The organism is Paraburkholderia terricola (genome assembly GCF_900142195.1).
Taxonomy (GTDB): domain Bacteria; phylum Pseudomonadota; class Gammaproteobacteria; order Burkholderiales; family Burkholderiaceae; genus Paraburkholderia; species Paraburkholderia terricola.
Genome location: NZ_FRAB01000030.1, coordinates 11,876 through 36,269, shown reverse-complemented (window position 1 = coordinate 36,269; position 24,394 = coordinate 11,876). Strand labels below are relative to the sequence as shown.

At 62.5% G+C, this 24,394-nt stretch carries 28 protein-coding genes and 1 tRNA gene; 2 read left to right on the top strand and 27 right to left on the bottom strand.

Going from position 1 to position 24,394, the window contains the following annotated elements:
• Positions 1–207: 207 nt before the first annotated feature.
• Positions 208–1,503 (top strand): TIGR03862 family flavoprotein, encoded by a 1,296-nt coding sequence (locus BUE39_RS22795; RefSeq protein WP_073430977.1) that lies wholly within the window; start codon positions 208–210, stop codon positions 1,501–1,503.
• Here the strand turns inward: BUE39_RS22795 and BUE39_RS22790 are convergent.
• The 8 genes from BUE39_RS22790 to BUE39_RS22755 form a co-directional block, all read right to left on the bottom strand.
• Complete coding sequence (locus BUE39_RS22790; RefSeq protein WP_073430976.1) at positions 1,490–2,614, bottom strand: methyltransferase; 1,125 nt, start codon at positions 2,612–2,614, stop codon at positions 1,490–1,492. The two genes, BUE39_RS22795 and BUE39_RS22790, sit on opposite strands and share 14 nt — an antisense overlap.
• Positions 2,615–3,384: 770 nt before the next feature.
• A tRNA-Thr gene (locus tag BUE39_RS22785) sits at positions 3,385–3,460 on the bottom strand.
• A gap of 20 nt (positions 3,461–3,480) precedes the next feature.
• Positions 3,481–3,996 carry a ClpXP protease specificity-enhancing factor gene (locus tag BUE39_RS22780; RefSeq protein WP_073430975.1) on the bottom strand — a complete coding sequence of 172 codons (516 nt, stop codon included), beginning with the start codon at positions 3,994–3,996 and terminating at the stop codon, positions 3,481–3,483.
• Positions 3,997–4,066: 70 nt separating this feature from the next.
• Entirely contained in the window at positions 4,067–4,678 is a 612-nt protein-coding gene (locus BUE39_RS22775; RefSeq protein WP_006052302.1) for a glutathione S-transferase N-terminal domain-containing protein, read from the bottom strand.
• 95 nt (positions 4,679–4,773) lie between these two features.
• The gene (locus tag BUE39_RS22770; protein WP_073430974.1) at positions 4,774–5,529 is read right to left on the bottom strand and encodes a cytochrome c1; all 756 of its coding nucleotides are present in this window, start codon (positions 5,527–5,529) and stop codon (positions 4,774–4,776) included.
• 21 nt (positions 5,530–5,550) lie between these two features.
• Positions 5,551–6,930 (bottom strand): cytochrome b, encoded by a 1,380-nt coding sequence (locus BUE39_RS22765; protein WP_073430973.1) that lies wholly within the window; start codon positions 6,928–6,930, stop codon positions 5,551–5,553.
• On the bottom strand, positions 6,930–7,550 hold the full coding sequence (gene petA, locus BUE39_RS22760; RefSeq protein ID WP_073430972.1) for a ubiquinol-cytochrome c reductase iron-sulfur subunit: 621 nt from the start codon (positions 7,548–7,550) through the stop codon (positions 6,930–6,932). The genes BUE39_RS22765 and petA overlap by 1 nt, the downstream gene beginning before the upstream one ends.
• 220 nt (positions 7,551–7,770) lie before the next feature.
• Positions 7,771–8,517 carry a Nif3-like dinuclear metal center hexameric protein gene (locus tag BUE39_RS22755; protein ID WP_073430971.1) on the bottom strand — a complete coding sequence of 249 codons (747 nt, stop codon included), beginning with the start codon at positions 8,515–8,517 and terminating at the stop codon, positions 7,771–7,773.
• A 19-nt stretch (positions 8,518–8,536) separates the two neighbouring features.
• Between BUE39_RS22755 and BUE39_RS22750 the strand changes: the two genes are divergently transcribed.
• The gene (locus tag BUE39_RS22750; RefSeq protein ID WP_073430970.1) at positions 8,537–9,757 is read left to right on the top strand and encodes a Do family serine endopeptidase; all 1,221 of its coding nucleotides are present in this window, start codon (positions 8,537–8,539) and stop codon (positions 9,755–9,757) included.
• Between the two features lie 207 nt (positions 9,758–9,964).
• Here BUE39_RS22750 and tatC read toward each other — a convergent pair whose 3' ends face one another.
• The 19 genes from tatC to BUE39_RS22655 form a co-directional block, all read right to left on the bottom strand.
• The gene (tatC, locus tag BUE39_RS22745; RefSeq protein ID WP_073430969.1) at positions 9,965–10,747 is read right to left on the bottom strand and encodes a twin-arginine translocase subunit TatC; all 783 of its coding nucleotides are present in this window, start codon (positions 10,745–10,747) and stop codon (positions 9,965–9,967) included.
• Positions 10,748–10,781: 34 nt separating this feature from the next.
• Positions 10,782–11,303, bottom strand: a complete 522-nt coding sequence (gene tatB, locus BUE39_RS22740; RefSeq protein WP_073430968.1) for a Sec-independent protein translocase protein TatB — start codon at positions 11,301–11,303, stop codon at positions 10,782–10,784.
• 52 nt (positions 11,304–11,355) lie between these two features.
• Complete coding sequence (gene tatA / locus BUE39_RS22735; RefSeq protein WP_073430967.1) at positions 11,356–11,595, bottom strand: Sec-independent protein translocase subunit TatA; 240 nt, start codon at positions 11,593–11,595, stop codon at positions 11,356–11,358.
• Positions 11,596–11,844: 249 nt separating this feature from the next.
• Positions 11,845–12,210 carry a histidine triad nucleotide-binding protein gene (locus BUE39_RS22730; RefSeq protein WP_073430966.1) on the bottom strand — a complete coding sequence of 122 codons (366 nt, stop codon included), beginning with the start codon at positions 12,208–12,210 and terminating at the stop codon, positions 11,845–11,847.
• Between the two features lie 95 nt (positions 12,211–12,305).
• Entirely contained in the window at positions 12,306–12,701 is a 396-nt protein-coding gene (locus BUE39_RS22725; RefSeq protein WP_073430965.1) for a DUF4870 family protein, read from the bottom strand.
• A 95-nt stretch (positions 12,702–12,796) separates the two neighbouring features.
• Entirely contained in the window at positions 12,797–13,180 is a 384-nt protein-coding gene (locus tag BUE39_RS22720; RefSeq protein ID WP_073430964.1) for a phosphoribosyl-ATP diphosphatase, read from the bottom strand.
• The gene (gene hisI, locus BUE39_RS22715) at positions 13,177–13,587 is read right to left on the bottom strand and encodes a phosphoribosyl-AMP cyclohydrolase (protein ID WP_176035826.1); all 411 of its coding nucleotides are present in this window, start codon (positions 13,585–13,587) and stop codon (positions 13,177–13,179) included. The genes BUE39_RS22720 and hisI overlap by 4 nt, the downstream gene beginning before the upstream one ends.
• A gap of 1 nt (position 13,588) precedes the next feature.
• Positions 13,589–14,362: an imidazole glycerol phosphate synthase subunit HisF gene (gene hisF, locus BUE39_RS22710; protein ID WP_073430963.1), complete on the bottom strand. Its 774-nt coding sequence runs from the start codon at positions 14,360–14,362 to the stop codon at positions 13,589–13,591.
• 213 nt (positions 14,363–14,575) lie between these two features.
• The gene (gene hisA / locus BUE39_RS22705; RefSeq protein ID WP_012434504.1) at positions 14,576–15,328 is read right to left on the bottom strand and encodes a 1-(5-phosphoribosyl)-5-[(5-phosphoribosylamino)methylideneamino]imidazole-4-carboxamide isomerase; all 753 of its coding nucleotides are present in this window, start codon (positions 15,326–15,328) and stop codon (positions 14,576–14,578) included.
• 214 nt (positions 15,329–15,542) lie between these two features.
• Entirely contained in the window at positions 15,543–16,184 is a 642-nt protein-coding gene (hisH, locus tag BUE39_RS22700; protein WP_073430962.1) for an imidazole glycerol phosphate synthase subunit HisH, read from the bottom strand.
• On the bottom strand, positions 16,181–16,801 hold the full coding sequence (locus BUE39_RS22695) for a YchE family NAAT transporter (protein WP_073430961.1): 621 nt from the start codon (positions 16,799–16,801) through the stop codon (positions 16,181–16,183). The genes hisH and BUE39_RS22695 overlap by 4 nt, the downstream gene beginning before the upstream one ends.
• A gap of 80 nt (positions 16,802–16,881) precedes the next feature.
• Complete coding sequence (gene hisB, locus BUE39_RS22690) at positions 16,882–17,469, bottom strand: imidazoleglycerol-phosphate dehydratase HisB (RefSeq protein WP_006052285.1); 588 nt, start codon at positions 17,467–17,469, stop codon at positions 16,882–16,884.
• An 83-nt stretch (positions 17,470–17,552) separates the two neighbouring features.
• On the bottom strand, positions 17,553–18,623 hold the full coding sequence (hisC, locus tag BUE39_RS22685; protein ID WP_073430960.1) for a histidinol-phosphate transaminase: 1,071 nt from the start codon (positions 18,621–18,623) through the stop codon (positions 17,553–17,555).
• A gap of 185 nt (positions 18,624–18,808) precedes the next feature.
• A complete protein-coding gene (hisD, locus tag BUE39_RS22680) occupies positions 18,809–20,131 on the bottom strand; it encodes a histidinol dehydrogenase (RefSeq protein WP_073430959.1) in 1,323 nt (440 codons plus the stop codon).
• 57 nt (positions 20,132–20,188) lie between these two features.
• The gene (hisG, locus tag BUE39_RS22675; RefSeq protein ID WP_073430958.1) at positions 20,189–20,887 is read right to left on the bottom strand and encodes an ATP phosphoribosyltransferase; all 699 of its coding nucleotides are present in this window, start codon (positions 20,885–20,887) and stop codon (positions 20,189–20,191) included.
• Entirely contained in the window at positions 20,884–22,194 is a 1,311-nt protein-coding gene (gene murA, locus BUE39_RS22670; RefSeq protein ID WP_374709885.1) for a UDP-N-acetylglucosamine 1-carboxyvinyltransferase, read from the bottom strand. Before murA ends, hisG begins: the two co-directional genes overlap by 4 nt.
• Positions 22,195–22,257: 63 nt before the next feature.
• A complete protein-coding gene (locus BUE39_RS22665; RefSeq protein ID WP_007180203.1) occupies positions 22,258–22,497 on the bottom strand; it encodes a BolA family protein in 240 nt (79 codons plus the stop codon).
• Positions 22,498–22,510: 13 nt separating this feature from the next.
• Positions 22,511–23,275: an ABC transporter permease gene (locus tag BUE39_RS22660; protein ID WP_073430956.1), complete on the bottom strand. Its 765-nt coding sequence runs from the start codon at positions 23,273–23,275 to the stop codon at positions 22,511–22,513.
• Positions 23,272–24,204 carry an ABC transporter ATP-binding protein gene (locus BUE39_RS22655; protein ID WP_073430955.1) on the bottom strand — a complete coding sequence of 311 codons (933 nt, stop codon included), beginning with the start codon at positions 24,202–24,204 and terminating at the stop codon, positions 23,272–23,274. Before BUE39_RS22655 ends, BUE39_RS22660 begins: the two co-directional genes overlap by 4 nt.
• Between the last annotated feature and the right edge of the window lie 190 nt (positions 24,205–24,394).

Genomic DNA, 24,394 nt, shown 5'->3' with positions numbered 1-24,394 from the left:
GAAAAGTATAGGTCGCGCGGGTCGGTCCCGAAGCGGCAAACGCAAACCGGGCCGATACGCAAACGCCCGAACCCAGCTTTTTTCGGCCTGCCGGCTCAGCCGCGCGTTTGCCCTGCGCTGCCCACGGTGTGAAAATAGCGCCCTTCGCGCCGCGCGATCGTCCGATCCCGCTGACGCACCGCCTCTTCCGCTCATCCGCAGGACCGCATGTCATCCTCCTTCGATTCCGCCCGCGTCGCCGTGATCGGCGGCGGCCCCGCCGGCTTGATGGCTGCCGAGGCGCTTGCCCGACATGGCGTGCTGGTCGACGTGTATGACGCGATGCCGTCGGTCGGCCGCAAATTCCTGATGGCGGGCAAAGGCGGCATGAACATCACGCATTCCGAACCGCTCGGACCGTTTCTGGACCGCTACGACGCGCGCCGCGAGCGGATCGAGCCGTTGCTGGACGCCTTCGGTCCCGACGCCTTGCGCGCCTGGCTGCACGAGCTGGGCGTCGAAACCTTCGTCGGCAGTTCGGGCCGCGTTTTCCCGACCGATATGAAAGCGGCGCCGATGCTGCGGGCGTGGCTGCATCGATTGAGAGGAGCGGGCGTGCGGTTTCATATGCGCCACAAGTGGATTGGCTGGGTTGAGAGCGACGCCGGCGACGCCACGCATGCGCTGCGGTTTGCCACGCCCGGCGGACCGCAAGTCGTGACTTGCGATGCCGTGGTGTTCGCGCTCGGCGGCGCAAGCTGGCCACGCCTCGGATCGGACGCCGCCTGGGTGCCGCTCATGGCAGCGCGCGATGTGCCGCTGACGCCCCTGCAACCCGCCAACTGCGGCTTCGACGCCGACTGGAACCCTTATCTGCGCGAGCGTTTCGCGGGCCAGCCGGTCAAGCCGGTGGCCATTTCACTCGCTGGCGTAGACAACAATGTCCACAATCGACAAGGTGAAATACTTCTGACCGAAACGGGCCTGGAAGGGAGCCTGATTTACGCGTTATCGGCGGCTATTCGGGACCGGATTCTCGCCGACGGCGACGTGACGATCAGTCTGGATCTGGCGCCAGGCTTGACTCTCGAGCGTGTCGTCGCGGAAGTCACGCGGCCGCGCGGCTCACGTTCGATGTCGAGCCATCTGCATGGACGGATCGGGATTAGCGGGGTAAAACTGGCCTTGTTGCACGAGATTCTGTCGAAGGAAGCCTTCGCCGACGCGAACGTTCTCGCGCATGCCATCAAGTCGCTGCCGGTGCGGCTCACGCGGGCCCGGCCGATCGCGGAAGCGATCAGCACCGCCGGCGGCATTCCCTTTGAGGCGCTCGACGAGCATCTGATGATCGAGCGTCTGCCCGGCATGTTCTGCGCGGGCGAAATGCTCGATTGGGAAGCACCAACGGGCGGCTATCTTCTCACCGCCTGCTTCGCCAGCGGTTTGGCGGCGGGACGCGGCGCGTTGGCGTATCTCGAGGCGCGCGGCGCGCGCCCCTCCGCCGCATCGCCTACCGCGCCTTAAGACGCCACAGCGACGTCACTTCAGCCACGCGTGCCGCATGCAACGCATCGGTTTCGTCGGTCGACTTGGGATGCCGCGGACGAATATCCTCGCGGCCCGCCACAGTCAGCCCGGCCTTTTCGATCGCCGCAAGCAGCCACTCGCGCGTGCGCAAACCGAGATGCTCCGCGAAATCCGACATGATGAGCCAGCCTTCGCCGCCCGGCGATAGATGCTCCGCGAGACCGTTGAGAAAACCCAGCAGCATGCGGCTTTCCGAATCGTAGATCGCATGTTCGATCGGGGACGCGGGCCTCGCCGGCACCCACGGCGGATTGCAGACGACGAGCGGCGCACGGCCTTCCGGAAACAAGTCCGCTTGCACCACCTCGACTTGCTGGTCGTAGCCGAGGCGCGCGAGGTTCTCTCGCGCGCAAGCGAGCGCCCGCAGATCCAGGTCCGTCGCGATGATTTTCTTCACGCCGCGCTTGGCGAGCAGCGCCGCCAACACGCCGGTGCCGGTGCCGATATCGAACGCCTTGTTCAGCGAGGGCAGTGGCGTTCGCGCGACGAGATCCACATATTCACCCCGCACCGGCGAAAACACGCCGTGATGCGGATGAATGCGCTCGCCCAGCGCGGGAATTTCGACACCCTTCTTGCGCCACTCGTGCGCGCCGATCAGACCAAGCAGTTCGCGCAGCGATACAACCGATGCTTCACCGGTGGCCGGACCATACGTTTCGATGCAAGCCTGTTGCACGTCGGGTGCGCGGCGCAACGGAATGCCGTAAGCGGCGTCGAGCGGAATAAGGATCATGCCGAGCGTGCGGGCGCGTTGCGACTGCGCCTGGCGATGCAGGTTGAAGGCGTCGAGCGGCGTCTCGCCCTGCTTGCGCGGTTTGCGTTCCAGTCGACGCGTGACCGCCTGCAGCAATTGGCGAGCGTTCTGGAAATCGCCGTTCCATAACAGCGCCGTGCCTTCGCAGGCGAGACGATAGGCGGAGTCGGCGGTCGTGCGGTCATCCGCGACGATGACGCGTTTCGGCGGCGGCACTGCCGCTTCGGAGCGCCAACGCGCGGTGCGGGGACCGTCGGCTTCGGGCCAGGTGATGGTTGCTGGGCTGGTCATGGTGAGGTGGGATCTGTGTTGCGGAAGTGACGCAATGAAATATTGCGTCGTCGGGGGGCGTTGCCCGCCGGAGTACTTGATAAGCGATGCCGACTGACGCCCCGAATAGTACCCCTGTCGTTCGGGTTCGCGGTGGGCTATTCGTCGGCGAGCGCGGCCAAGGCTGGCCGTGGCACTGCACTTTCGCTACTGCGCGCGGCAAATGTAGACTGAGTCGTCCACAATCGACAAGGTGAAAGAGATATGGTGAATTTCGGCCGTTTGAGGTCTCACGAACGCTTTGCGTCCGAGGTACTCTTCGGCCCTCAAGCGGCCAAGAATCGGCGATGTTTTCACGGCCAAGTTCTGAAACACGGACGCTCGCTTTACAAGGCGAGCATGAATAAGCGACCGGGTAACATGGAATGTTCAAGTCCGCAGAGTTACAAGCGGCCCGACGGACCGGGTTAACCATGCTTAAAATCGATTATGCCGCACGCATGAACCTGCGCTTGCAGACCGCCCGGCTAATAGACAGACCCGTATCGCCTATGTATAGTCATCGCCGACCGCCAAGGCGCACGGTCACAAATCATGATAGAACCTGAGAGAGCAATAAGGTACGCACTAAAATTTTAATAGCGCCATTAACGCCTTGAATATCGGGTTGCAGGCCCCTTACCGTGCCGCAACCCGATATATTTATTGGCGCAATTTAACGACGACTACGTTCCGCTCAAGAATAAAAAAAACGGGTTTCTGAAGATTTCAGAAACCCGTTTTCGTACTACTGGTGCCGGCTGCAGGACTCGAACCCGCCACCTCATGATTACAAGTCAAGCGCTCTACCTGATGAGCTAAGCCGGCTTTGAGCCCGTAATTCTACTTCACTTTACGATCTTCAGGCGAGCCCTTCCGCCGCCTTTCGATCCATCGTCGTCAGGCTGGGGGCCCTCCGTCGCGCTATCCGTTTTGGATGAAGCAGCATCGGCAGCCGCAGGCGAAGTCTCCACCACACGCGGCGCCGCCGGCATAGCGCTTTCGTCCGCCGGCACGGCGTCGGCGCCGGAGTCCCGCGCCTCCCCGCCCGCCGATTCGACCGGAAACGCCATACCCTGCCCGTTTTCGCGCGCGTAGATCGCGAGAATATTGGCGATCGGCACTTCGATCTTGTGCGACTTACCGGAAAAGCGCGCGCTGAATTCGACCCACTCGTTGCCCATCTGCAGCTGGCTGGTCGCCTCGAAGCTGATGTTCAACACGATTTCGTTGTCACGCACAAACTGACGCGGCACGCGCGTCTGATTGTCGACCCGGACCGCGATGTGCGGCGTGTAGCCATTATCCGTGCACCATTCGTACAGGGCGCGCAACAGATAAGGTTTGGTGGAAATCTCTTGCATCAACAGTCCTCTGACCAGGCACGGGCCCGCATCCTCTCGACCGTGCGGCGCCCTTGCCCCAAAGCCACACTCAACGACGCATCACCTTTTCGGAAGGCGTCAGCGCTTCGATATAAGCCGGACGGCTGAAAATGCGTTCGGCGTACTTCATCAGCGGTGCGGCGTTCTTCGACAGCTCGATACCATAGTGATCCAGGCGCCACAGGAGCGGCGCGATGGCGACGTCGAGCATCGAGAACTCTTCACCGAGCATGTACTTGTTCTTCAGGAAGATCGGCGCAAGCTGCGTCAGGCGATCGCGGATCGCGAGGCGCGCCTTTTCGTGATTCTTCTCGGCGGCCTTGCCCTTTTCGTTTTCGAGCGTGCCGACGTGAACGAACAGTTCTTTTTCGAAGTTCAGCAGGAACAGGCGGGCGCGGGCGCGCTGAACCGGATCGGCCGGCATCAGTTGCGGGTGCGGGAAGCGCTCGTCGATGTACTCGTTGATGATGTTCGATTCGTACAGAATCAGGTCCCGTTCGACGAGAATCGGCACCTGACCATACGGATTCATCACGGCGATGTCTTCCGGCTTGTTAAACAGGTCGACGTCGCGGATCTCGAAGTCCATGCCCTTTTCGAACAGCACCAGCCGGCAACGCTGGGAGAACGGGCAAGTTGTGCCGGAATACAGAACCATCATATTTACGTTTCCTCAAAAAGCTGAAGGGCCAGCGCGCGGAAAAACCGTTCAGCAGGTTCTTCCTGGCGCCGGCCCCACGCCGGGTGACGGCGTGATTATTTGATATGTTTCCAGTACGCGGCGTTCAGTCGCCAGGCGAAAAAGCTCAGAATGCCGAGGAAGAGAAGCACCCACACGCCAAGCTGTTTGCGGGTTTTCTGCGTCGGTTCGGACATCCATGACAGGTAAGACACGAGGTCGGCCACAGCAGAATCATAATCTACCGGCGACATCGTCCCCGGAGTGACCTGCTGGAAACCGACAAATTTGTGTACCGTCTCACCCGTTTTTTCGTCGATTTCATCGCCGAACTTCGCGGTACGCTGCCCCTGAAGCTGCCACAGCACGTGAGGCATGCTCACGTTCTCATACACCAGATTGTTCCAGCCGGTCGGCCGCGTATCGTCGCGATAAAAGCTGCGTAGATACGTGTACAGCCAGTCTTTGCTGCGCGCTCGCGCTTCCACCGACAAATCCGGCGGACTCGCGCCGAACCACGCTTTCGCGTCCTCGGGGCGCATCGCCACGGTCATGGTGTTGCCGACCTTGTCGGTGGTGAACAGCAGATTCGACTGAATGGCCGCCGGCGTGATGCCGAGGTCGGTCAACCGGTTGTAGCGCATCAGGTTCGCGCTGTGGCAATTCAGGCAATAGTTTACAAACAATTGCGCGCCGTGCTGCAACGAAGCGAAATTCTCTGCGTTATCAGGCGCTCGGTCGAGCGGGAAATTCTCGTCCGCGCGCACCGGGGCGGCCGCGAGCGCGAGCAGCGTCGCGCCGATCAGCGCGCACGTCGAAAGCAGTTTCTTCATTCGTGTTCTCCTGGCTCGCGATTAGTGGGGCTTGAACCGCACCCGCTCGGGCGGCTGCTTGAACGTGCCAAGCCTCGTCCAGAACGGCATGCCGAGGAAAAACGCGAAGTAGATCAGCGCGCACACCTGCGCAATCAGCGTGGCGGCCGGCGACGGCGGTTTGGTGCCGAGGAAGCCCAGTGTCAGAAAGGCAAACACGAAGATCGCGTAGAACACTTTGTGAAAGAACGGCCGGTAACGGATCGACTTCACCGGCGAGCGGTCGAGCCACGGCAGGAAGAACAGCGAGATCACCGCGCCGCCCATCACCACCACACCCCAGAACTTCGATTCGGTGAACGCCATCGCCAGAATCACCAGCACCGCCAGCACGGGCAAACCGATCTTCCACTTGCCGCGCGCACGCACCAGCGCGAGCAGGCCCAGCAGGGCAATCACGATCATCAGCACGATCTTGAACGGATCGGTGGTGGCGCGCAGCATCGCATAGAAGGCGGTGAAGTACCACACCGGCGCAATTTCCTGCGGCGTCTGCAACGCATTGGCGGGAATGAAGTTGTTCGCTTCGAGGAAATACCCGCCCATCTCCGGCGCGAAAAAGATGATCGCCGCGAAAATCATCAGGAACACCGTGACGCCGAAGAAATCATGCACCGAGTAGTACGGGTGGAACGGAATGCCGTCGAGCGGAATGCCGTTGGGGTCCTTCTTCGCCTTGATCTCGATGCCGTCCGGGTTGTTCGAGCCGACTTCATGCAGCGCCACGATGTGTGCGACCACGAGACCGATCAGCACTAGCGGAATGGCGATCACGTGAAACGCGAAAAAGCGGTTCAGCGTGACGTCCGAGACGACGTAGTCGCCGCGAATCCACAGCGAGAGATCCGGCCCGATGAAGGGAATCGCCGAGAACAGGTTCACGATCACCTGCGCGCCCCAGAACGACATCTGGCCCCACGGCAGCAGATAGCCGAAGAACGCTTCGGCCATCAGGCACAGAAAGATCGCGCAGCCGAAAATCCATACCAGTTCGCGCGGCTTACGGTACGAGCCGTACATCAGCCCGCGGAACATATGCAGATACACGACCACGAAGAACATCGACGCGCCGGTGGAGTGCATGTAGCGGATCAGCCAGCCCCACGGCACCTCGCGCATGATGTACTCGACCGACGCGAACGCGAGCGTCGCGTCGGGCTTGTAGTTCATCGTGAGAAAGATGCCGGTGACGATCTGATTGACCAGCACCAGCAGCGCGAGCGAACCGAAGAAGTACCAGAAGTTGAAATTCTTCGGCGCGTAGTACTCGGAAACGTGCTTCTTCCACGCCGACGTCATCGGAAAGCGCCGGTCGATCCAGCCGGTGAGCCCGGTCGTCTCTACTTCGTGTTCGATCGCCATTACGCTTCTCCTTTCTCGTCCTTGCCGATCACGAGGCTGGTGGCCGACGTGAACATGTAAGGCGGGATGTCGAGGTTCTGCGGCGCAGGTTTGTTCTTGAAGACGCGGCCGGCCATGTCATAGGTCGAACCGTGGCAGGGGCACAGGAAGCCGCCAGGCCAGTCGTCCGGAAGATTCGGCTGCGCGCCCTCCTGGAAGCGCGGCGTCGGCGTGCAGCCCAGATGGGTGCAGACGGCGACGGCGACAAATACGCTCTGGTGATCGGCCCGTGAACGGAGTTCGTTGTTGCAGTACTCCGGCAAGGGCATGGTGAAAACATTCTTGGAGTGGGGATCCGCTACTTCGTTATCGGCCTTCTTGACGTCGGCGAGCATCTTGTCGGTGCGGTTGATGATCCACACCGGCTTACCGCGCCAGGCAACGGTCATCATGTCGCCGGGCTTGAGATTACTGATATCGACTTCGACCGGGGCACCTGCTGCCTTGGCCTTTTCAGATGGTGCAAACGAACTAACAAAGGGTACGACAGTGGCAACGCCTCCTATGCCACCTGCTACGGTCGTCGCTATCAGCCAGGTACGGCGGCTGCCGTCGACGCGTTCATCTTCCTTGTCTCGCATCACACGCCCCACTTCTGAGTTGGATTTTTCCTTCACGTCGCTTCTACCGCCGCTAGTTTGCGCGAATGGAGTCGCCATTTACAAGGGCCGATTGCCAAAAACCGTGCGAAGCCGTTGATATCTCAGGGTTTCTCCGTACAGATCGCAAACTTTTTCGCACCTCCTTTTAAGCGGCCCCTCCGTTATTCGAGCCTTTTTCTTCTCTAATGGCGATTTCAATTCAAACGGGATTAGGGATATCGATAAAGAGGTGTTCGATATCGAACGATTCGGATAGATGCTTGCCCACCGCCTGCACGCCGAAACGCTCGGTCGCATGATGGCCGGCCGCGAGAAACGCCACGCCGCTTTCCGCCGACGTGTGCATGACCGACTCAGACACCTCGCCGGTGAGATAGACGTCGGCGCCCGCGTTGATCGCCGCGTCGAACATGCCTTGCGCGGCGCCCGTGCACCAGCCCACGCGGCGCAGTTCGCGATCCGGGTCGCCGAATACGAGCGGCGTGCGGCCCAGCGTCTGCTCGACCTGAGCGGTGAAGTGCGCAAGCGTGATCGGCATCGGAAAGGTGGCGAGCCAGCCGAGATCGTTTTCGCCGAAGCGCGCGTCGCTGATCCAGCCCATCTTCGCGCCGATCTGCGCGTTGTTGCCGAACTCGGGATGGTCGTCGAGTGGCAGGTGGTAGGCGAACAGGTTCAGGTCGTTGCCGAGCAACAGCTTCAGACGCGCATATTTACGGCCGGTGATTTGCGGCGCCTCGTTGCGCCAGAAGTAGCCGTGATGGACCAGCACGGCGTCCGCGCCCCACTCGAGCGCGGCCTCCAGGAAGGCCGCCGAGGCCGTCACGCCGGTCGCGAGTTTGCTCACCCGACGGCGCCCTTCAACCTGCAGACCATTGGGGCAATAGTCCTTGAAGCGCGCGGTTTCAAGGAGATTGTTCAAGTACAATTCAAGTTCGATCCGATCCATATAAACCTCCAGTCTTCAGATGCTTAGACGCTTTTGGCTGTTCTTTGCCCAAGCGGTGACCGTGCTGTTGGCGCTAATGTTCATCATTGCGACCCTCAAACCGCAGTGGCTCCAGCGTCAAGGGCAATTCGGCAAGCAGCTCGCCGAACCGATCGTCGCCCTCCGGGAAGTAGCGCCAGGCATCGGCAGCGGCCCACCGCAGGCGTCCTACGCGGACGCCGCGCAAAAGGCCATGCCCGCGGTCGTCAATGTGTTCTCCAGCAAGGATGGCTCACTGCCGCCCGACCCGCGCGCAAAAGACCCGCTATTCCGCTACTTCTTCGGCGACAAGAACAACCGCAAGCGGCAGGAACAGCCCGCAGCCAATCTCGGCTCGGGGGTGATAGTGAGTTCGGAAGGTTACATTCTAACGAACCAGCACGTCGTGGACGGCGCCGATCAGATCGAAATCGCGCTGGCGGATGGTCGCACCACCAATGCGAAGGTGATTGGCATCGATCCCGAAACGGATCTGGCCGTGCTCAAGGTCAACATGACCAACCTTCCCACCATCACGCTGGGCCGCATGGACCAGACGCGCGTGGGCGACGTGGTGCTGGCGATCGGCAATCCGTTCGGCGTCGGCCAGACGGTGACCATGGGCATCGTCAGCGCGCTGGGGCGCAATCACCTCGGCATCAACACCTTCGAAAACTTCATTCAGACCGACGCGGCGATCAACCCAGGCAACTCGGGTGGCGCACTGGTCGATGCGAACGGCAACCTGCTCGGCATCAATACCGCCATCTATTCGCGCTCGGGCGGCTCGCTCGGCATCGGCTTTGCGATCCCGGTGTCGACGGCGCGCAGCGTGCTCGAGAGCATCATCACCACGGGTACCGTCACGCGCGGCTGGATCGGCGTCGAGCCGCAGGACGTGACGCAGGAAATCGCGGAATCGTTCGGGCTGGAGCAGAAGTCCGGTGCGATCGTCGCGGGCGTGTTGAAGAACGGTCCCGCCGACCGCGCGGGCATCAAGCCGGGCGACATTCTGATGAGCGTGAACGGCCAGGAAATCACCGACACCACGCGCCTGTTGAACGTGATCGCGCAGATCAAGCCGGGTACGGCCGCGAAGGTTCATCTGGTGCGCAAGAACCGCGAGATGGATCTCGAGGTGACGATCGGCAAGCGTCCCCCGCCGCCGAAGCAACCGGTGGAAGACAGCGGCGGCGATCAGCAGGACGAGGACGGCGGTTGACAAGCACGGCCAACGCTTTCAGCCGCCAGCACAGCGGCACGCGCCACGACAGCAAGCAATGCGACACTCGTGGGGCCAAAGCAGCCGCCGCAGGATCGTTGAGCGCCGCGGCAGCATGGGGACGGCCAGCCAGGCGCTGACACCCGTTGCAAAACAAAAAGGGCAATCCATTACGGATTGCCCTTTTGGTTTGCCTCGCGCTCCGCATCAAGCCGGCGGACTTGCATCCTCCACCGGCGGCGCCGGCTGCTTGCCGACGATCAACCGCGCCGCGATGATCCCGGCCTCATACAAAATGACCAGCGGAATCGCCAGAATCAGTTGCGAGAATACGTCCGGCGGCGTCACCACAGCGGAAATCACGAACGCGCCGACGATCACATACGGACGAATCTCCTTGAGCTTCTTGATGGTCAGCACATTCATGCGAACCAGCAGCACCACGACGATCGGCACCTCGAACGTCACGCCGAACGCAATGAACATGGTCAGCACGAAGCTGAGGTAATTGTCGATATCGGTGGTCATCTCCGCGCCCAGCGGCGCGTTGTAGTGCGCCATCACGCGGAAGATGGTCGGAAACACCACGAAGTACGCGAACGCCATGCCGCATAGGAACAGCGTGTAGCTGCTGCCCACCAGCGGACCAACCAGCTTCTTCTCGTGCTGATAAAGCCCCGGCGCGACGAACGCCCAGATCTGGTACAGCACGATCGGCAGCGCGATCACGAAGGCGACGAGCATGGTCACCTTCATCGGCACGAAGAACGAGCCGGTCACATCCGTGACGATCATCTTGCCGTCCTTCGGCAGATTCATCATCAGCGGGCGCGCCAGCAGCCGGAAAATGTCCGGCGCCCAATACACGAGCCCGACGAACACCACGATGACGGCAAGGCCGGCGCGGATGATGCGGTCGCGCAATTCAACGAGGTGGGAAATGAAGGTCTCTTCAGTGCCTTCGTCCTGTTTATGCTGGGGGTCGCTCACGCCGGCCCTCGGTTAGAGATTGTCGTTCTGATCATCAGAAAAAGCGCGTCGGACGACGCATGGCGGCCGGCGTATGCCGCGCCACGCGCGCCGCCCCCGATTGCACGCGCGTGCGGCGCGTGGTGGCGCGCTTGTACCAGGCCGGCATGGCCGCCTGCTTGACGCGCCAGTTCTTGCGCCTGGGCGCCGCTGACGGCGTGCTGGTCTGCCACGACGAAGCGCCTACGTCACCTTCCAGCGCACCGCCCGCAATGCTCGGCGACACCGGCGCGCCGCTGTTCCACGCGTCGTTCAATTCGGTCTCGTGTTTGCGCAGATTGTCTTGAACGGAGGTTTCGACGTTGGTCGCGGCGGTTTCAAATTCGCTCTTCATGCGACGCAATTCGTCGAGTTCGATCTCGCGCGTGACCTCCGACTTGACGTCGTTGATATACCGCTGTGCGCGGCCGAACAACGCGCCGGCCGTGCGGGCGACGCGTGGCAGGCGCTCAGGCCCGAGTACGACCAGCGCGACGACGCCGATCAGCGCCATCTTGGTTAGACCGAGGTCCAGCATGAAGTGGAATGTCCGTGAATAACGCGGTTAAGCCACGCGATCAAGCCGCGGCTCAGCGGTAATCGCCGGAGTGCGGCGTCTTTTCCTTCGCATCCACGTCCACTGCGCCGTTGCGCGGCAGTTCGCGCTGCTGCGCGTCGCCCGCCGGCGTTTCCGCTTCCTTCACACCTTCCTTGAAGCCCTTCACCGCGCCACCCAGATCGGCGCCGATATTGCGCAGCTTCTTCGTGCCGAACACGAGCGCCACGATCAACAACACGATCAACCAATGCCAAATGCTCAACGAACCCATGACTACTCTCCTTAACCCCGACACCGCATTCCGATGCGGCGAAACTCATGCGCCTTACGGCGTGAACCGAAGCGCGTACGCTTCATCTATACGTTACCGCGGACTCTGCGACTGCAACCCACGACGCGGTATGTCATTGTGACCGGACGATCGCGTCGGCGCCGTTACAACGCGCAAAAAACAGCGACGAAAACAACAGCCGCACTATTGTGGACCACCAAAACTCGCGGCGCGCCTTGTCGTGAAGCCTCAGCCCATCCGTTTCCACGGGCGCGGCCCCGCGAGAATATGCGCGTGCAAGTGGTACACCTCCTGCCCGCCGCCCGGACCGGTATTGATTACCGTGCGAAAACCGGTTTCGCCACCGGTATACGCTACGCCGAGCTGGTCGGCGAGACGCGCCGCCAAAACAAGCATTTTACCAAGCAGCGGGACATCGCTTTCAGTGCAATTCGACAGCGTGGCGATGTGCTTGCGCGGAATCACCAGCACATGGATCTCCGCCGCCGGACGGATGTCGCGGAAGGCGAGAAACTCGTCGTCTTCATGCACTTTGGTGGACGGAATCTCGCCGGCGGCGATCTTGCAGAAAAGGCAGTTCGGGTCGTGGCTCATCGTATTCCTGACGCAGTATGGCTAGAGCGCGAAGCGTGACATGACGTGACGCCAAGCGGCGCGGCTAAAGCCGACCCGGTAATGATCGGACGAACTCAGAACCACGCACGCGGATTCAGGAGCGGCTTGTTATCGTACAGATACAGCCAGCCCTTGATAATACGGTACAACATCCAGATGCTGACGGCCCAAAGAACTGGAATCCCGATCACGACGAACAGCAGCAAGCCTCCGATCACATAGCCCAGCAGGCACATCCAGAACGAACGGATCTGCCAGTCAAAATGGGCTTCGTAGGGGGTACCCGCCGCGTCGGAACGCTTCACGTAGTTGATGATGATCGCGATCACGATCGTCAGGCCGCCCGTCAGCCAGTGCACGGCGTACAGCGCGTACAGCACGTGCGTGAGCGTGCGCAGGCTGCGTTCGCGCTCCGGCTCCAAGGCGTTGCGGTAGACCGGCGGCGGATAGCTTTCTTGCGACTGTTCCATGCTTGCGTCCTCCCGAGGATGCGATCAATGCGTTCAGTCCAATGTGGGCGCGGGTGCTCGCCACGTCAAGGGCATGGCGGCCAGATTGGGAACAATCAGTCGCCGTTCTGCTCCCGCTCGCGGGTCTTGCGCAGCGCCTTTTCCTCGATGCCCGACAGACCTTCGCGACGCTCCAGCTCGGCAAGCACGTCCGCAGGACTTAGATCGAAATGCGACAGCATCACGAGGCAATGGAACCACAGATCCGCGACCTCGCCGACCAGCGCCTTCGGCGCGCCGCCGTGACGCGCGTCCTTGGCGGCCAGCACGACTTCGGTGGCTTCCTCACCGATCTTCTTCAGCACTGCGTCGTCGCCCTTGTGGAACAGGCGCGACACGTAGGAGACATCCGGATCGCCGCCCTTGCGGCTGTCGATGATGGCCGCGAGGCGCAGCAGCGTGTCGGCCGTGGACGGCGTGGTTGGCGTGGTGTGCGTCATTTGTAAATGTGTTCGGGGTCTTTCAGCACGGGATCGACGGCGATCCAATCGCCGTCGTCCACCGAGCCTTCGAATTTCTGGAAAAAGCACGAGTGGCGGCCGGTGTGGCACGCAATGCCCGACACCTGCTCCACTTTCAGCAGCACGACGTCCTCGTCGCAATCGAGCCGCACTTCATGCACATGCTGCACGTGGCCGGACTCCTCGCCCTTGAACCACAGGCGCTGGCGCGAGCGCGAAAAATACACGGCGCGGCCGGTTTCGACGGTTTTCGCCAATGCCTCGCGATTCATCCACGCGAACATCAGCACGTCGTTCGTCGACGCCTCCTGCGCGATCACCGGCACGAGGCCGTTCGCGTCCCACCTGACCTTGTCGAGCCATTCAACAGCCGAAGAATTCACCACGTCACAACCTCACCGAAATGCCTTGATCGGCCATGAAGCGCTTGGCCTCGCCCACGGTGTGCTCGCCGTAGTGAAAAATGCTCGCGGCCAGCACCGCGTCCGCATGACCGTCCCGGATGCCGTCGGCCAGATGCTGCAACGAGCCCACGCCGCCCGAGGCGATCACCGGAACCGGCACGGCATCGGACACCGCGCGCGTCAGCGCGAGGTCGAAGCCGCTCTTGGTGCCGTCGCGGTCCATGCTGGTCAAAAGAATTTCGCCGGCGCCGAGTTGCGCCATCTTGCGCGCCCATTCGACCGCGTCTAGGCCAGTGGCCTTGCGCCCGCCGTGCGTGAAAACTTCCCAGCGCGGCGGCTCGCCCTCGGCGGAGACGCGCTTGGCGTCGATCGCGACGACGATGCATTGCGAACCGTACTTGTCGGTGGCGTCTTTGACGAGCTGTGGATTCGCCACCGCCGACGAGTTCATGCTGATCTTGTCGGCGCCCGCGTTTAGCAGCCGCCGCACGTCTTCGACGGCGCGCACGCCGCCGCCGACGGTCAGCGGAATGAACACCTGCGAGGCGACCGCCTCGATGATCGGCAGGATCAGATCGCGTTGATCGGAAGTCGCGGTGATGTCGAGGAAGGTGAGTTCGTCGGCGCCTTGATCGTCGTAACGGCGCGCGATTTCGACCGGATCGCCGGCGTCGCGCAACTCGACGAAATTGACGCCCTTGACCACGCGTCCAGCCGTGACGTCGAGACAGGGAATGATGCGTTTAGCTAGAGCCATGATCGTGCAATTCTGCCAATACCGCTGATGAGACCGCTCGCCAGGGAGCGGCAGGGGGCCGGCGCGGCCGGCCGCGTTGCGCCGGAGGTCTGCAAAGCGCATGCATGCGGCATGACGCGGTTTCGTGACGCGCCTTCGCGCGGTGCGCTTGCGCGCCGATTTTGAGTCCACTGCGGCGCTTGGGGTGTACCTCACGCGCGCCTTGGGAAAAACTCAAGCGTCGTCCGATTCGCGCAGCCGATCGGCGAGGGTCTGCGCCGCGGCGAAATCGAGATCGCCCGAGTAGATGGCCCGGCCGCAGATCACGCCTTCGATACCTTCGTCCTCGACTTCGCACAGCGACTCGATGTCCGTCAGATTCGACAAACCGCCGCTCGCGATCACCGGAATTTTCACCGCGCGCGCGAGGCGTACCGTGGCTTCGATGTTGATGCCTTGCAGCATGCCGTCGCGACCGATGTCGGTATAGATGATCGATTCGCAGCCGTAATCCTCGAACTTGCGCGCCAGATCGGCCACTTCGTGGCCGGTCAGCTTGCTCCAGCCGTCCGTGGCGACCTTGCCGTCTTTCGCGTCCAGCCCGACGATGATATGACCGCCGAACGCCGTGCAGGCATCCTGCAGAAAGCCCGGATTCTTCACCGCCGCCGTGCCGATGATCACGTACGACAAACCGTCGTCCAGATAGCGCTCGATCGTGTTCAGGTCGCGGATGCCGCCGCCCAGCTGGACGGGAATCTCGCCACCCACTTCCTCGATGATCGCGCGGATCGCGTCTTCATTCTTCGGCTTGCCGGCGAACGCGCCATTCAGGTCGACGAGGTGCAGACGGCGCGCCCCACGGTCGACCCAATGCCGGGCCATTGCCGCCGGTTCCTCGGAGAATATCGTCGCCTGGTCCATATCGCCTTGTTTGAGGCGTACACACTGACCGTCTTTCAGGTCGATGGCGGGAATCAGCAGCATAGCAATCGGGTGTTGTCTGGGAAGGGGTTGAAGGTCGGCGGCCGCGGCTGGTGGGCCAGCCCGCCGGAACGCCGTCTCGCTAGTTTAGTACAACTCTCGGCGCGCCCTTGCGGAGCAGCAAGGGCAAGCAAACTCGCGTCGCCGCGGCTCGGGCGCGCACCGCGCGCCCGACTTGTGGCGCTGCGGCACATGGCAGCACGATGAAGAAAGGCGCTCACGGATTCCAGTGGACGAAGTTGCGATACACGCGCAGCCCCGTTTCAGCGCTCTTTTCCGGGTGGAATTGGGTCGCGAAGATGTTATCCCGCGCCACCGCGGAGGTAAAGGGCACACCGTACACCGTTTCTCCGACGGTATGGGCCGCATTCTCCGGCACGACGTAATAGCTATGCACGAAATAGAAGAATGCGTTGTCGGCGACGCCGTCCCACAACGGATGCGGATGCGCCTGACGCACGCGATTCCAGCCCATTTGCGGCACCTTGAAGCGCGAGCCGTCGTCCTGCACCTGGCCTTCCAGGTCGAAACGCAGCACCTTGCCGGGCAACAGGCCCAAGCCCGGCGTATCGCCCTCGGCGCTCCAGTCGAACAGCATCTGCTCGCCGACGCACACGCCCATCAGCGGCTTGCTGCGCGACGCTTCCACCACCGCTTCCTGCAGGCCCGATTCAGCGAGACTGCGCATGCAGTCGGGCATCGCACCCTGGCCGGGGAGCACCACGCGATCAGCCGAGCGGATCGCCTCGGGCTGGTCGACGATCGCCACGTCCGCTTCCGGCGCGGCCTTGCGCAATGCCTGCGCAACCGAGCGCAGGTTGCCCATTCCGTAATCCACAATCGCTATCGAAGTTTTCATTTCAAGTTAGGCAGCAATGCCTTCAATCCGTCGACGATGAATTCCACCGCCAGCGCCGACAACATCAAACCCATGAGCCGCGTGCCGATGTTGATGCCCGTGCGACCCACCCACCGGGCAATCGGTTCGGCGAGGCGCAGTGAAAAAAAGCAGATCGCCGCCAATACCGCGCCGATCGCCACGAGGCTGATCCGGTCGTACCAATGCGCCGAGGCGGACGCGTAAATGATCGTGGTGCTGATCGCGCCGGGGCCGGTCAACAGCGGGATCGCCAGCGGCACGACCGCGATGTTGTCCTTCTGCTCGGCTTCGTGGCGCTCTTCCGGCGTCGAACGGCTGTTGCCGATCTGCGCGTTGAGCATGTTGATCGCCATCAGCAGCATGATGATCCCGCCGCCCACTTCCAGCGAACCGACCGAAATGCCGAAGAAACTGATGATCTGCTGTCCGAGCAGCGTGGTCACCGCAATCACGCAGAACACCGAGATCGCCGCGATCCGGATGGTCCTGCGCCGCTCCGCGTCTGCCTGATGCGCCGTGAGGCTCATAAAGAACGGAATGGCGCCGATCGGGTTGATCAGCGCCAGCAGCGAAATAAACGACTTCAGAATGTCCATTGCACACCGGGGGAAGCGCAACCCGCCCTCTTTGCCCGGTCCTGGTAAATTCGCCGGCAAATGAGCCGGCTAACGAGCGCTCAAAGGCTGCCCTTGGTCGACGGAATCTGCCCCGCCGCGCGTTCGTCCAGTTCGACGGCCATGCGCAATGCACGCCCGAACGCCTTGAACACCGTTTCCATCTGATGATGAGCGTTCAGGCCGCGCAGATTGTCGATGTGCAGCGTAACGCCGGCGTGATTCACGAAGCCGCGGAAAAATTCGATGGAGAGATCGACGTCGAACGTGCCGATGCGCGCACGCGTGAACGGCACATGAAATTCGAGGCCCGGACGGCCGGAAAAATCGATCACGACGCGCGACAGCGCTTCGTCGAGCGGCACATACGAATGGCCATAGCGACGGATGCCCTTGCGATCGCCGATCGCCTTCGCGACGGCCTGGCCGAGGGTGATGCCGGTGTCTTCGACCGTATGGTGGTCGTCGATATGCAGATCGCCATGCGCTTCGATGTCGAGATCGAACAAACCATGCCGCGCAATCTGGTCGAGCATGTGGTCCAGAAACGGCACGCCGGTGGCCAGCTTCTGCTGACCGGTGCCGTCCAGATTGATCTTCACACGGATCTGCGTTTCGCTGGTGTTGCGAACGACTTCCGCAAGGCGCATGGTAATTCCTCGAATCTAGCTAGAAAGCGATAGTAGTGTGGGTTGGGAAAACCGGCGAGCGGCGCGCTTTGCCAGTGCGCGATTCAGTGCAGCACGAGTTTCAGCCCGGCGAGCAATTGCGCGTTTTCCTGAGGCGAACCCACGGTCAAACGCACGCAATTGGCCAGCAATGGATGCATTTTACTCACGTTTTTGATCAAAACCCGTGCCGTGAGCAGCGTTTCGAACAGAACGGACGCGTCCGGCACGCGTACCAGCAGGAAGTTGCCGGCGCTCGGGAACACTTCGGCGCCGGGCAACCGAGCCACCGCCTGCGCGAGTTTCGCGCGTTCTTCGCGCAATTGCGCGGCCTGGGAGTCCAGCACGTCGACGTGATCGAGCAGGAAGTCTGCGGCGGCCTGCGTCAACACATTGGTGTTGTAGGGCGGACGCACCTTGTCCAATTCGGTCAGCCAGGCGGGCTTGCCGACCAGATAGCCGAGCCGGATGCCGGCCAACCCGAGCTTGGACACCGTGCGCATCACGACGACATTGTCGAACGCGTCGGCGCGCGGCAGCCAGCTTTGCTGCGCGAACGGCTGATACGCCTCGTCGATCACCACGAGGCTCTTGTTGGCCGCGGCGATGATGCGCTCCATGTCGGCGTCGTCGAACAGCGTACCGGTCGGGTTGTTCGGATATGCCAGATAGATGACCGTCGGCTCATGCTCGGCGATCGCCGCCAGCATCGCTTCGGTATCGAGCGAGAAATCCGCCCGCAGCGGCACGCCGACGAATTCCAGATTCGCCAGCTTCGCCGACACCTGGTACATCACGAAACCGGGCACCGGCGCGAGCACCTTGGCGCCCGGCTTCGCGCACGCGACCGAGATCATGCTGATGATCTCGTCCGAGCCGTTGCCGAGCAGCACGTCGCAGCCAGCGGGCACGCCCATCACGCGCTTGATCTTCTCGATCAACGCTTCCGGGCGCGGCGCCGGGTAACGGTTCAGCGCGACGCCGGCCAGGTGCTCGCCGAGATGCGCGGCCAGCACCGGCGGCAGCGGAAATGGATTTTCCATCGCGTCGAGCTTGATGTAGCCCGTGGCGTCCGGAACCGGATAGCTCGTCATCGCGAGCACGTCGCGGCGAATGATGTCTTGAGGTGTCGTCATAGGTCAGTGGACCAGGCCGCGAGGCAAACGCCGGACTGGCATCGGCGGCACGCTGCCGCCTCAGTTGGTCTCTGTTGTCGTTATTGAAATGGAGACGCGGAGAACCGCACGCAATCCGTCGCCGAAGTCAGCGGGCATCACTCGATGCCCGCGCTCGTTATCGGATTCGCGAGGTTCAGCCGCGCTCAGCCGTTTTGCCGCATCCGGTATTCGGCGCTGCGAGCATGCGCCTGCAAGCCTTCGCCATAAGCGAGTTCCGCGGCGATCTCGCCGAGCGTCTGCGCGCCTTCCGCGCTGACCTCGATCACGCTCGAGCGCTTGAAGAAATCATAGACGCCCAAAGGTGACGAGAACCGAGCGGTACGCGAGGTAGGCAGCACGTGGTTCGGACCCGCGCAGTAGTCGCCGAGGCTTTCGCTCGTGTAGCGGCCGAGAAAGATCGCGCCGGCATGACGGATCAACTGGCCCCACTGGTGCGGCTCCAGCGCCGAGATTTCGAGGTGTTCCGGCGCGATGTCGTTGGCGATCGCGCAGGCTTCGGCCATATCGCGCACCTTGACCAGCGCGCCGCGCCCTTCCAGCGACGCGCGAATCACATCGCGGCGCGGCATGGTGGGCAGCAGTTCGTTGATCGCTTCGTGCACGCGGGCGATGAACGCGTCGTCCGGACACAGCAGGATGGATTGCGCGAGTTCGTCGTGCTCGGCTTGCGAGAACAGGTCCATCGCGACCCAGCGCGGATCCGTGGTGCCGTCGCACAGCACGAGAATTTCCGACGGCCCCGCAATCATGTCGATGCCGACCGTGCCGAACACGCGGCGCTTGGCCGACGCGACATAGGCATTGCCGGGGCCGCAAATCTTGTCCACCGCGGGGATGGTTTGCGTGCCGTACGCCAATGCACCGACCGCCTGCGCGCCGCCGATCGTGAACACGCGGTCCACGCCGCCCAGCAACGCGGCCGCCAGCACCAGCGGATTTTTCACGCCATCCGGCGTTGGCACGACCATGACGATTTCGCGCACGCCGGCCACGCGCGCCGGAATCGCGTTCATCAGCACCGACGACGGATACGCCGCCTTGCCGCCCGGCACATAAATACCCGCGCGATCGAGCGGCGTGATCTTCTGGCCGAGCACGGTGCCGTCGGCTTCCGTGTATTGCCAGCTATGGCTGCCGCATTCGATCTTCTGCTTCTCGTGGTAGCCGCGCACGCGCGCCGCCGCCGCTTCGAGCGCGGCGCGGCGCTTGGGTTCGAGACTTTCGAGCGCGGCCTCCAGTTCCGACATCGGCAGTTCGAGCGCGTCGACGCTGTTCGCCTCGAGACGGTCGAAGCGGTTCGTGTACTCGAGCACCGCGGCATCGCCGCGCGCCTTCACGTCGTTCAGAATCTGCGCGACCGAGCGCTCGATCGCTTCGTCTTCGCTCGCCTCGAACGCGAGCACCGCATGCAGCGACTTGTGGAAGTCGGGAGCGCTGGAATCGAGTTTGCGAATCTTGATAGACATACGGGTATCCGTTTCGGTAAGGCGCGCGTTAAAGCGGGGTCAAGCAGGACCAACGATTCAGGGTGTCGCCGCGCCGGCTTTCGACGCGCGTTCGAACGCGTCGAGGATCGGCCGCAACGCGGCGCGCTTGAGCTTCAGCGCAGCCTGGTTCACGACGAGACGCGACGAAATCTGCATGATCTCCTCCACCTCGACGAGATGGTTGGCTCGCAAGGTATTACCCGAACTCACCAGGTCGACGATCACATCGGCGAGGCCGACCAGCGGCGCGAGTTCCATTGAACCGTACAGCTTGATCAGATCGACATGCACGCCCTTGGCGGCAAAATGCTCACGTGCGGTTTCAACGTACTTGGTCGCGACGCGCAATCGCGCGCCCTGGCGCACCGCATTCGCATAATCGAAACCCGCGGCCACCGCGACCGACATGCGGCAGCGTGCGATATCCAGGTCGACCGGCTGATACAGCCCGCCGCCGCCGTGTTCCAGCAGCACGTCCTTGCCCGCCACGCCGAAGTCGGCCGCGCCGTATTCGACGTAGGTCGGCACGTCGGTGGCGCGCACGATAATCACGCGCAGGTTCGCATCGGTGGTCGGCAGGATCAGCTTGCGCGAGGTTTCGGGATCCTCGGCGACTTCGATGCCGGCGGCGGCGAGCAGCGGCAGCGTCTCCTCGAAGATACGCCCTTTCGACAGCGCCAGCGTGAGCGGTGCGCTCACCGCCGGCGACGACGACGTCTGCGGCACCGAACTCATGCCTGGCTCCCCGAAACCCGGCGCACCTTCGCGCCGATCGCGGTGAGCTTGGTCTCCATGCGGTCATAGCCGCGATCCAGGTGATAGATGCGGTCGATCAGCGTTTCGCCCTCGGCGCGCAGCGCGGCGATCACGAGACTCGCGGACGCGCGCAGATCGGTTGCCATGACCTTCGCGCCGGAGAGCTTCTCCACGCCGGTCACGAGCGCGGTTTTGCCGTCGATCGTGATGTGCGCGCCGAGGCGGTTCAGTTCCTGCACGTGCATGAAGCGGTTTTCGAAGATCGTCTCCACCACCTGCGCGGTGCCTTCGGCAATCGTGTTCAGCGCCATGAACTGCGCCTGCATGTCGGTCGGGAATGCCGGATATTCGGAGGTGCGGAAACTCACCGCGCTCGGACGCTTGTCCATCCGCACGCGCATCCAGTCTTCGCCTTCCTCGATCGTGACGCCCGCCTCGCGCAGCTTGTCCGTGACGGCTTCGAGAATCTGCGGGCGCACGCGGCGCAAGGTGACGTCGCCGCCGGCGGCCGCCACCGCGCACAGGAACGTGCCGGCTTCGATACGATCCGGAATCACCGTGTGCTTCGCGCCATGCAGTTTGTCGACGCCCTGGATCACGAGGCGATCGGTGCCGATGCCTTCGATCCGCGCGCCCATCGCGACCAGCAGATGCGCGAGGTCGCCGACTTCCGGCTCACGCGCCGCGTTCTCGATGACCGTTTCGCCTTCGGCCAGCACCGCCGCCATCAGCAGATTTTCGGTGCCGGTGACGGTGATCATGTCGGTGATGATGCGCGCGCCCTTCAGACGCTTCGCGCGCGCCTCGATGAAGCCGTGCTCGATCGTGATCTCGGCGCCCATCGCCTGCAGGCCCTTGATGTGCTGATCCACCGGACGCGCGCCGATCGCGCAGCCGCCCGGCAGCGACACCCTGGCGTGACCGAAGCGCGCGACCAGCGGGCCGAGCACGAGGATCGACGCACGCATGGTCTTCACCATTTCATACGGAGCGACGAGGTTGTCGACTTTCGACGCGTCCAGCGACACGCGCCCCGCGCCGCTCTCGATCCGCACGCCCATCTGGCCGAGCAGCTTGAGCATCGTGCGCACGTCCTGCAGATCCGGCACGTTGTCCAGATGCACGGGCTCCGAGCTCAGCAGACCCGCGCACAGGATCGGCAACGCCGCGTTCTTCGCACCCGAGACGACAACTTCACCTGCGAGCGGGAAGCCACCTTCAATGATGAGTTTGTCCATGCCTGTCAGTTCCTGATCCGCCCGGACTTCGGCCGGGCCTGCCTTGATTGTGTTCGACGCGCCGCTACCGAGGTCGCGCCCTTCTTGAGTAATTCGCACTAAATTTCCAGATTACGCGTTCTGCCATTCGGCGGGCGTCAGCGTCTTCATGCTGAGCGCGTGGATTTCCTCGCGCATGCGGTCGCCGAGCGCCGCGTACACGAGTTGATGCCGCTGGATCGGCCGCTTGCCTTCAAAGCTCGGCGAAACGATGGTCGCAAAGAAATGCTGACCGTCGCCTTCGACTTCGAGATGCTGGCAAGCGAGCCCAGCGGCGATGTATTGCTTGACCTGTTCGGGAGTCGGCAACATGGGAAAGCTCCTGTCAGTGGCGCAGTTTGTAGCCGGACGCGAGCATGCGCATCGCCACCACGGCCAGCACCACGAAGAAACCGGCGACGATCGCGAGGCTCGCGAGCGGATTGATATCCGACATCCCGAAGAAACCGTAGCGAAAGCCGTCGATCATGTAGAAAAAGGGATTGAGCCGCGACACTTCGCGCCACACCGGCGGCAGCGTATGCGTCGAGTAGAACACGCCCGAGAGAAACGTGAGCGGCATGATCAGAAAGTTCTGGAACGCGGCAAGCTGGTCGAACTTCTCCGCCCAGATGCCGGCGATCAGACCGAGCGTGCCGAGAATCGCCGCCCCGAAAATCGCGAACAGAATGATATACAGCGGCGCGCTGAAACTGACCGGCACGAACCAGATCGTCACGATGAACACGCCGAAGCCGACCGCTAACCCGCGCGCCACGGCAGCCAGCACATAGGCGCCGAACATCTCGTAGTGCGAGAGCGGTGGCAGCAGCATGAACACCAGGTTGCCGGTGATTTTCGACTGAATCAGCGACGACGAGCTATTCGCGAACGCATTCTGCAACACGCTCATCATCACGAGACCCGGAACCAGGAAGCTCGTGTACTCGACGCCCGGATACACCTGCACATGATCGCGCAACGCGTGGCCGAAAATCGTCAGATACAACAGCGCGGTAATGATCGGCGCCAGCACGGTCTGGAACGACACCTTCCAGAAACGCAGGATTTCCTTGTAAAACAGCGTGCTGAATCCACTATAGCCGGTCATGCAAGCCCCTCGATCATTTCCGGACCGTTCATCACCTGAACGAACACGTCTTCGAGATCGGCCTTGCGGACTTCGATTTCGTCGAACGTGCAGCCCGCCGCGCGGCATTGCGCGAGAATCCGCTCGACGTCGTCATAGCTCGCGAGACGCAGCAGATGCTGACGGCCATTGCCGTTGCCCGCGCCGCCCTCCACTTCGAGCACACGCAGGTCGGCGGGCAACACGCCCTGGCCGAAACGCAGGAACAATTGCATGCCGGCAAAACGCTGCAGCAGCGCGCTGGTGCGATCGAGCGCGACCACTTCGCCGCGTCGCAGCATCGCAATGCGATCGCACAGCGATTCGGCTTCTTCAAGATAGTGCGTGGTCAGCACGATGGTGTGACCTTCGCGATTCAGGCGCGAGATGAATTTCCACAGGGTTTGACGCAATTCGACGTCCACGCCCGCGGTCGGCTCGTCGAGCACGATGACCGGCGGCCGGTGCACCAGCGCCTGCGCGACCAGCACGCGGCGCTTCATGCCGCCCGACAGCGCGCGCATGTTGGCGTCGGCTTTTTCGGTGAGGTCGAGATTGGCCATGATCTCGTCGATCCATGCGTCGTTGTTGCGCAGCCCGTAGTAGCCGGACTGGATGCGCAACGTCTCGCGGACCGTGAAGAACGGATCGAACACGAGCTCCTGCGGCACGACGCCGAGCGCGCGGCGCGCCAGCCGGAAATCGTCGATAACGTCGTGGCCGCGCACCGCGATGCTGCCTTCATCGGCGCGCGCGAGACCGGCGAGGATGCTGATGAGCGTCGTCTTGCCCGCGCCGTTCGGACCGAGCAGCCCGAAGAACTCGCCTTCTTCCACCGTGAGGCTGACGCCCTTGAGCGCCTGCAAATCCTTGTAGCGCTTCTTGACGTTACGAATTTCTATGGCTGACATGACTGGGGGCCGCGCGCGTCGCGGCGCCTAAAGGGGAACTTGCGGAGCCCTGGGTGGGCACATATATGCTGGGAGAAACGAAATTGGGGCCGGTTAAGTGCCCCAAAAAACGTTTGATTATAGGGCAAAAATTGGCTGGCCCGGCTTGGGTCGGGGCGATCCGCGTGACGCTGCTGGAGCGTCGAGGCCG

What these genes read in the sequence shown, in the direction of transcription:
- hisH (WP_073430962.1), bottom strand. Translation starts at nt 16,184, where the DNA reads ATGAAAACTTCGATAGCGATTGTGGATTACGGAATGGGCAACCTGCGC.
- BUE39_RS22695 (WP_073430961.1), bottom strand. Translation starts at nt 16,801, where the DNA reads ATGGACATTCTGAAGTCGTTTATTTCGCTGCTGGCGCTGATCAACCCG.
- hisA (WP_012434504.1), bottom strand. Translation starts at nt 15,328, where the DNA reads ATGCTGCTGATTCCCGCCATCGACCTGAAAGACGGTCAGTGTGTACGC.
- BUE39_RS22780 (WP_073430975.1), bottom strand. Translation starts at nt 3,996, where the DNA reads ATGCAAGAGATTTCCACCAAACCTTATCTGTTGCGCGCCCTGTACGAA.
- petA (WP_073430972.1), bottom strand. Translation starts at nt 7,550, where the DNA reads ATGCGAGACAAGGAAGATGAACGCGTCGACGGCAGCCGCCGTACCTGG.
- BUE39_RS22775 (WP_006052302.1), bottom strand. Translation starts at nt 4,678, where the DNA reads ATGATGGTTCTGTATTCCGGCACAACTTGCCCGTTCTCCCAGCGTTGC.
- BUE39_RS22665 (WP_007180203.1), bottom strand. Translation starts at nt 22,497, where the DNA reads ATGTTGCCGACTCCCGAACAGGTCAAGCAATACATCGCCGCTGGGCTC.
- BUE39_RS22655 (WP_073430955.1), bottom strand. Translation starts at nt 24,204, where the DNA reads ATGTCAGCCATAGAAATTCGTAACGTCAAGAAGCGCTACAAGGATTTG.
- tatA (WP_073430967.1), bottom strand. Translation starts at nt 11,595, where the DNA reads ATGGGTTCGTTGAGCATTTGGCATTGGTTGATCGTGTTGTTGATCGTG.
- BUE39_RS22755 (WP_073430971.1), bottom strand. Translation starts at nt 8,517, where the DNA reads ATGGATCGGATCGAACTTGAATTGTACTTGAACAATCTCCTTGAAACC.
- tatB (WP_073430968.1), bottom strand. Translation starts at nt 11,303, where the DNA reads ATGCTGGACCTCGGTCTAACCAAGATGGCGCTGATCGGCGTCGTCGCG.
- BUE39_RS22725 (WP_073430965.1), bottom strand. Translation starts at nt 12,701, where the DNA reads ATGGAACAGTCGCAAGAAAGCTATCCGCCGCCGGTCTACCGCAACGCC.
- hisF (WP_073430963.1), bottom strand. Translation starts at nt 14,362, where the DNA reads ATGGCTCTAGCTAAACGCATCATTCCCTGTCTCGACGTCACGGCTGGA.
- BUE39_RS22750 (WP_073430970.1), top strand. Translation starts at nt 8,537, where the DNA reads ATGCTTAGACGCTTTTGGCTGTTCTTTGCCCAAGCGGTGACCGTGCTG.
- BUE39_RS22790 (WP_073430976.1), bottom strand. Translation starts at nt 2,614, where the DNA reads ATGACCAGCCCAGCAACCATCACCTGGCCCGAAGCCGACGGTCCCCGC.
- BUE39_RS22765 (WP_073430973.1), bottom strand. Translation starts at nt 6,930, where the DNA reads ATGGCGATCGAACACGAAGTAGAGACGACCGGGCTCACCGGCTGGATC.
- hisG (WP_073430958.1), bottom strand. Translation starts at nt 20,887, where the DNA reads ATGAGTTCGGTGCCGCAGACGTCGTCGTCGCCGGCGGTGAGCGCACCG.
- BUE39_RS22770 (WP_073430974.1), bottom strand. Translation starts at nt 5,529, where the DNA reads ATGAAGAAACTGCTTTCGACGTGCGCGCTGATCGGCGCGACGCTGCTC.
- hisD (WP_073430959.1), bottom strand. Translation starts at nt 20,131, where the DNA reads ATGTCTATCAAGATTCGCAAACTCGATTCCAGCGCTCCCGACTTCCAC.
- BUE39_RS22660 (WP_073430956.1), bottom strand. Translation starts at nt 23,275, where the DNA reads ATGACCGGCTATAGTGGATTCAGCACGCTGTTTTACAAGGAAATCCTG.
- BUE39_RS22730 (WP_073430966.1), bottom strand. Translation starts at nt 12,210, where the DNA reads ATGAGCCACGACCCGAACTGCCTTTTCTGCAAGATCGCCGCCGGCGAG.
- BUE39_RS22795 (WP_073430977.1), top strand. Translation starts at nt 208, where the DNA reads ATGTCATCCTCCTTCGATTCCGCCCGCGTCGCCGTGATCGGCGGCGGC.
- hisC (WP_073430960.1), bottom strand. Translation starts at nt 18,623, where the DNA reads ATGACGACACCTCAAGACATCATTCGCCGCGACGTGCTCGCGATGACG.
- hisB (WP_006052285.1), bottom strand. Translation starts at nt 17,469, where the DNA reads ATGCGCCTTGCGGAAGTCGTTCGCAACACCAGCGAAACGCAGATCCGT.
- BUE39_RS22720 (WP_073430964.1), bottom strand. Translation starts at nt 13,180, where the DNA reads ATGACGCACACCACGCCAACCACGCCGTCCACGGCCGACACGCTGCTG.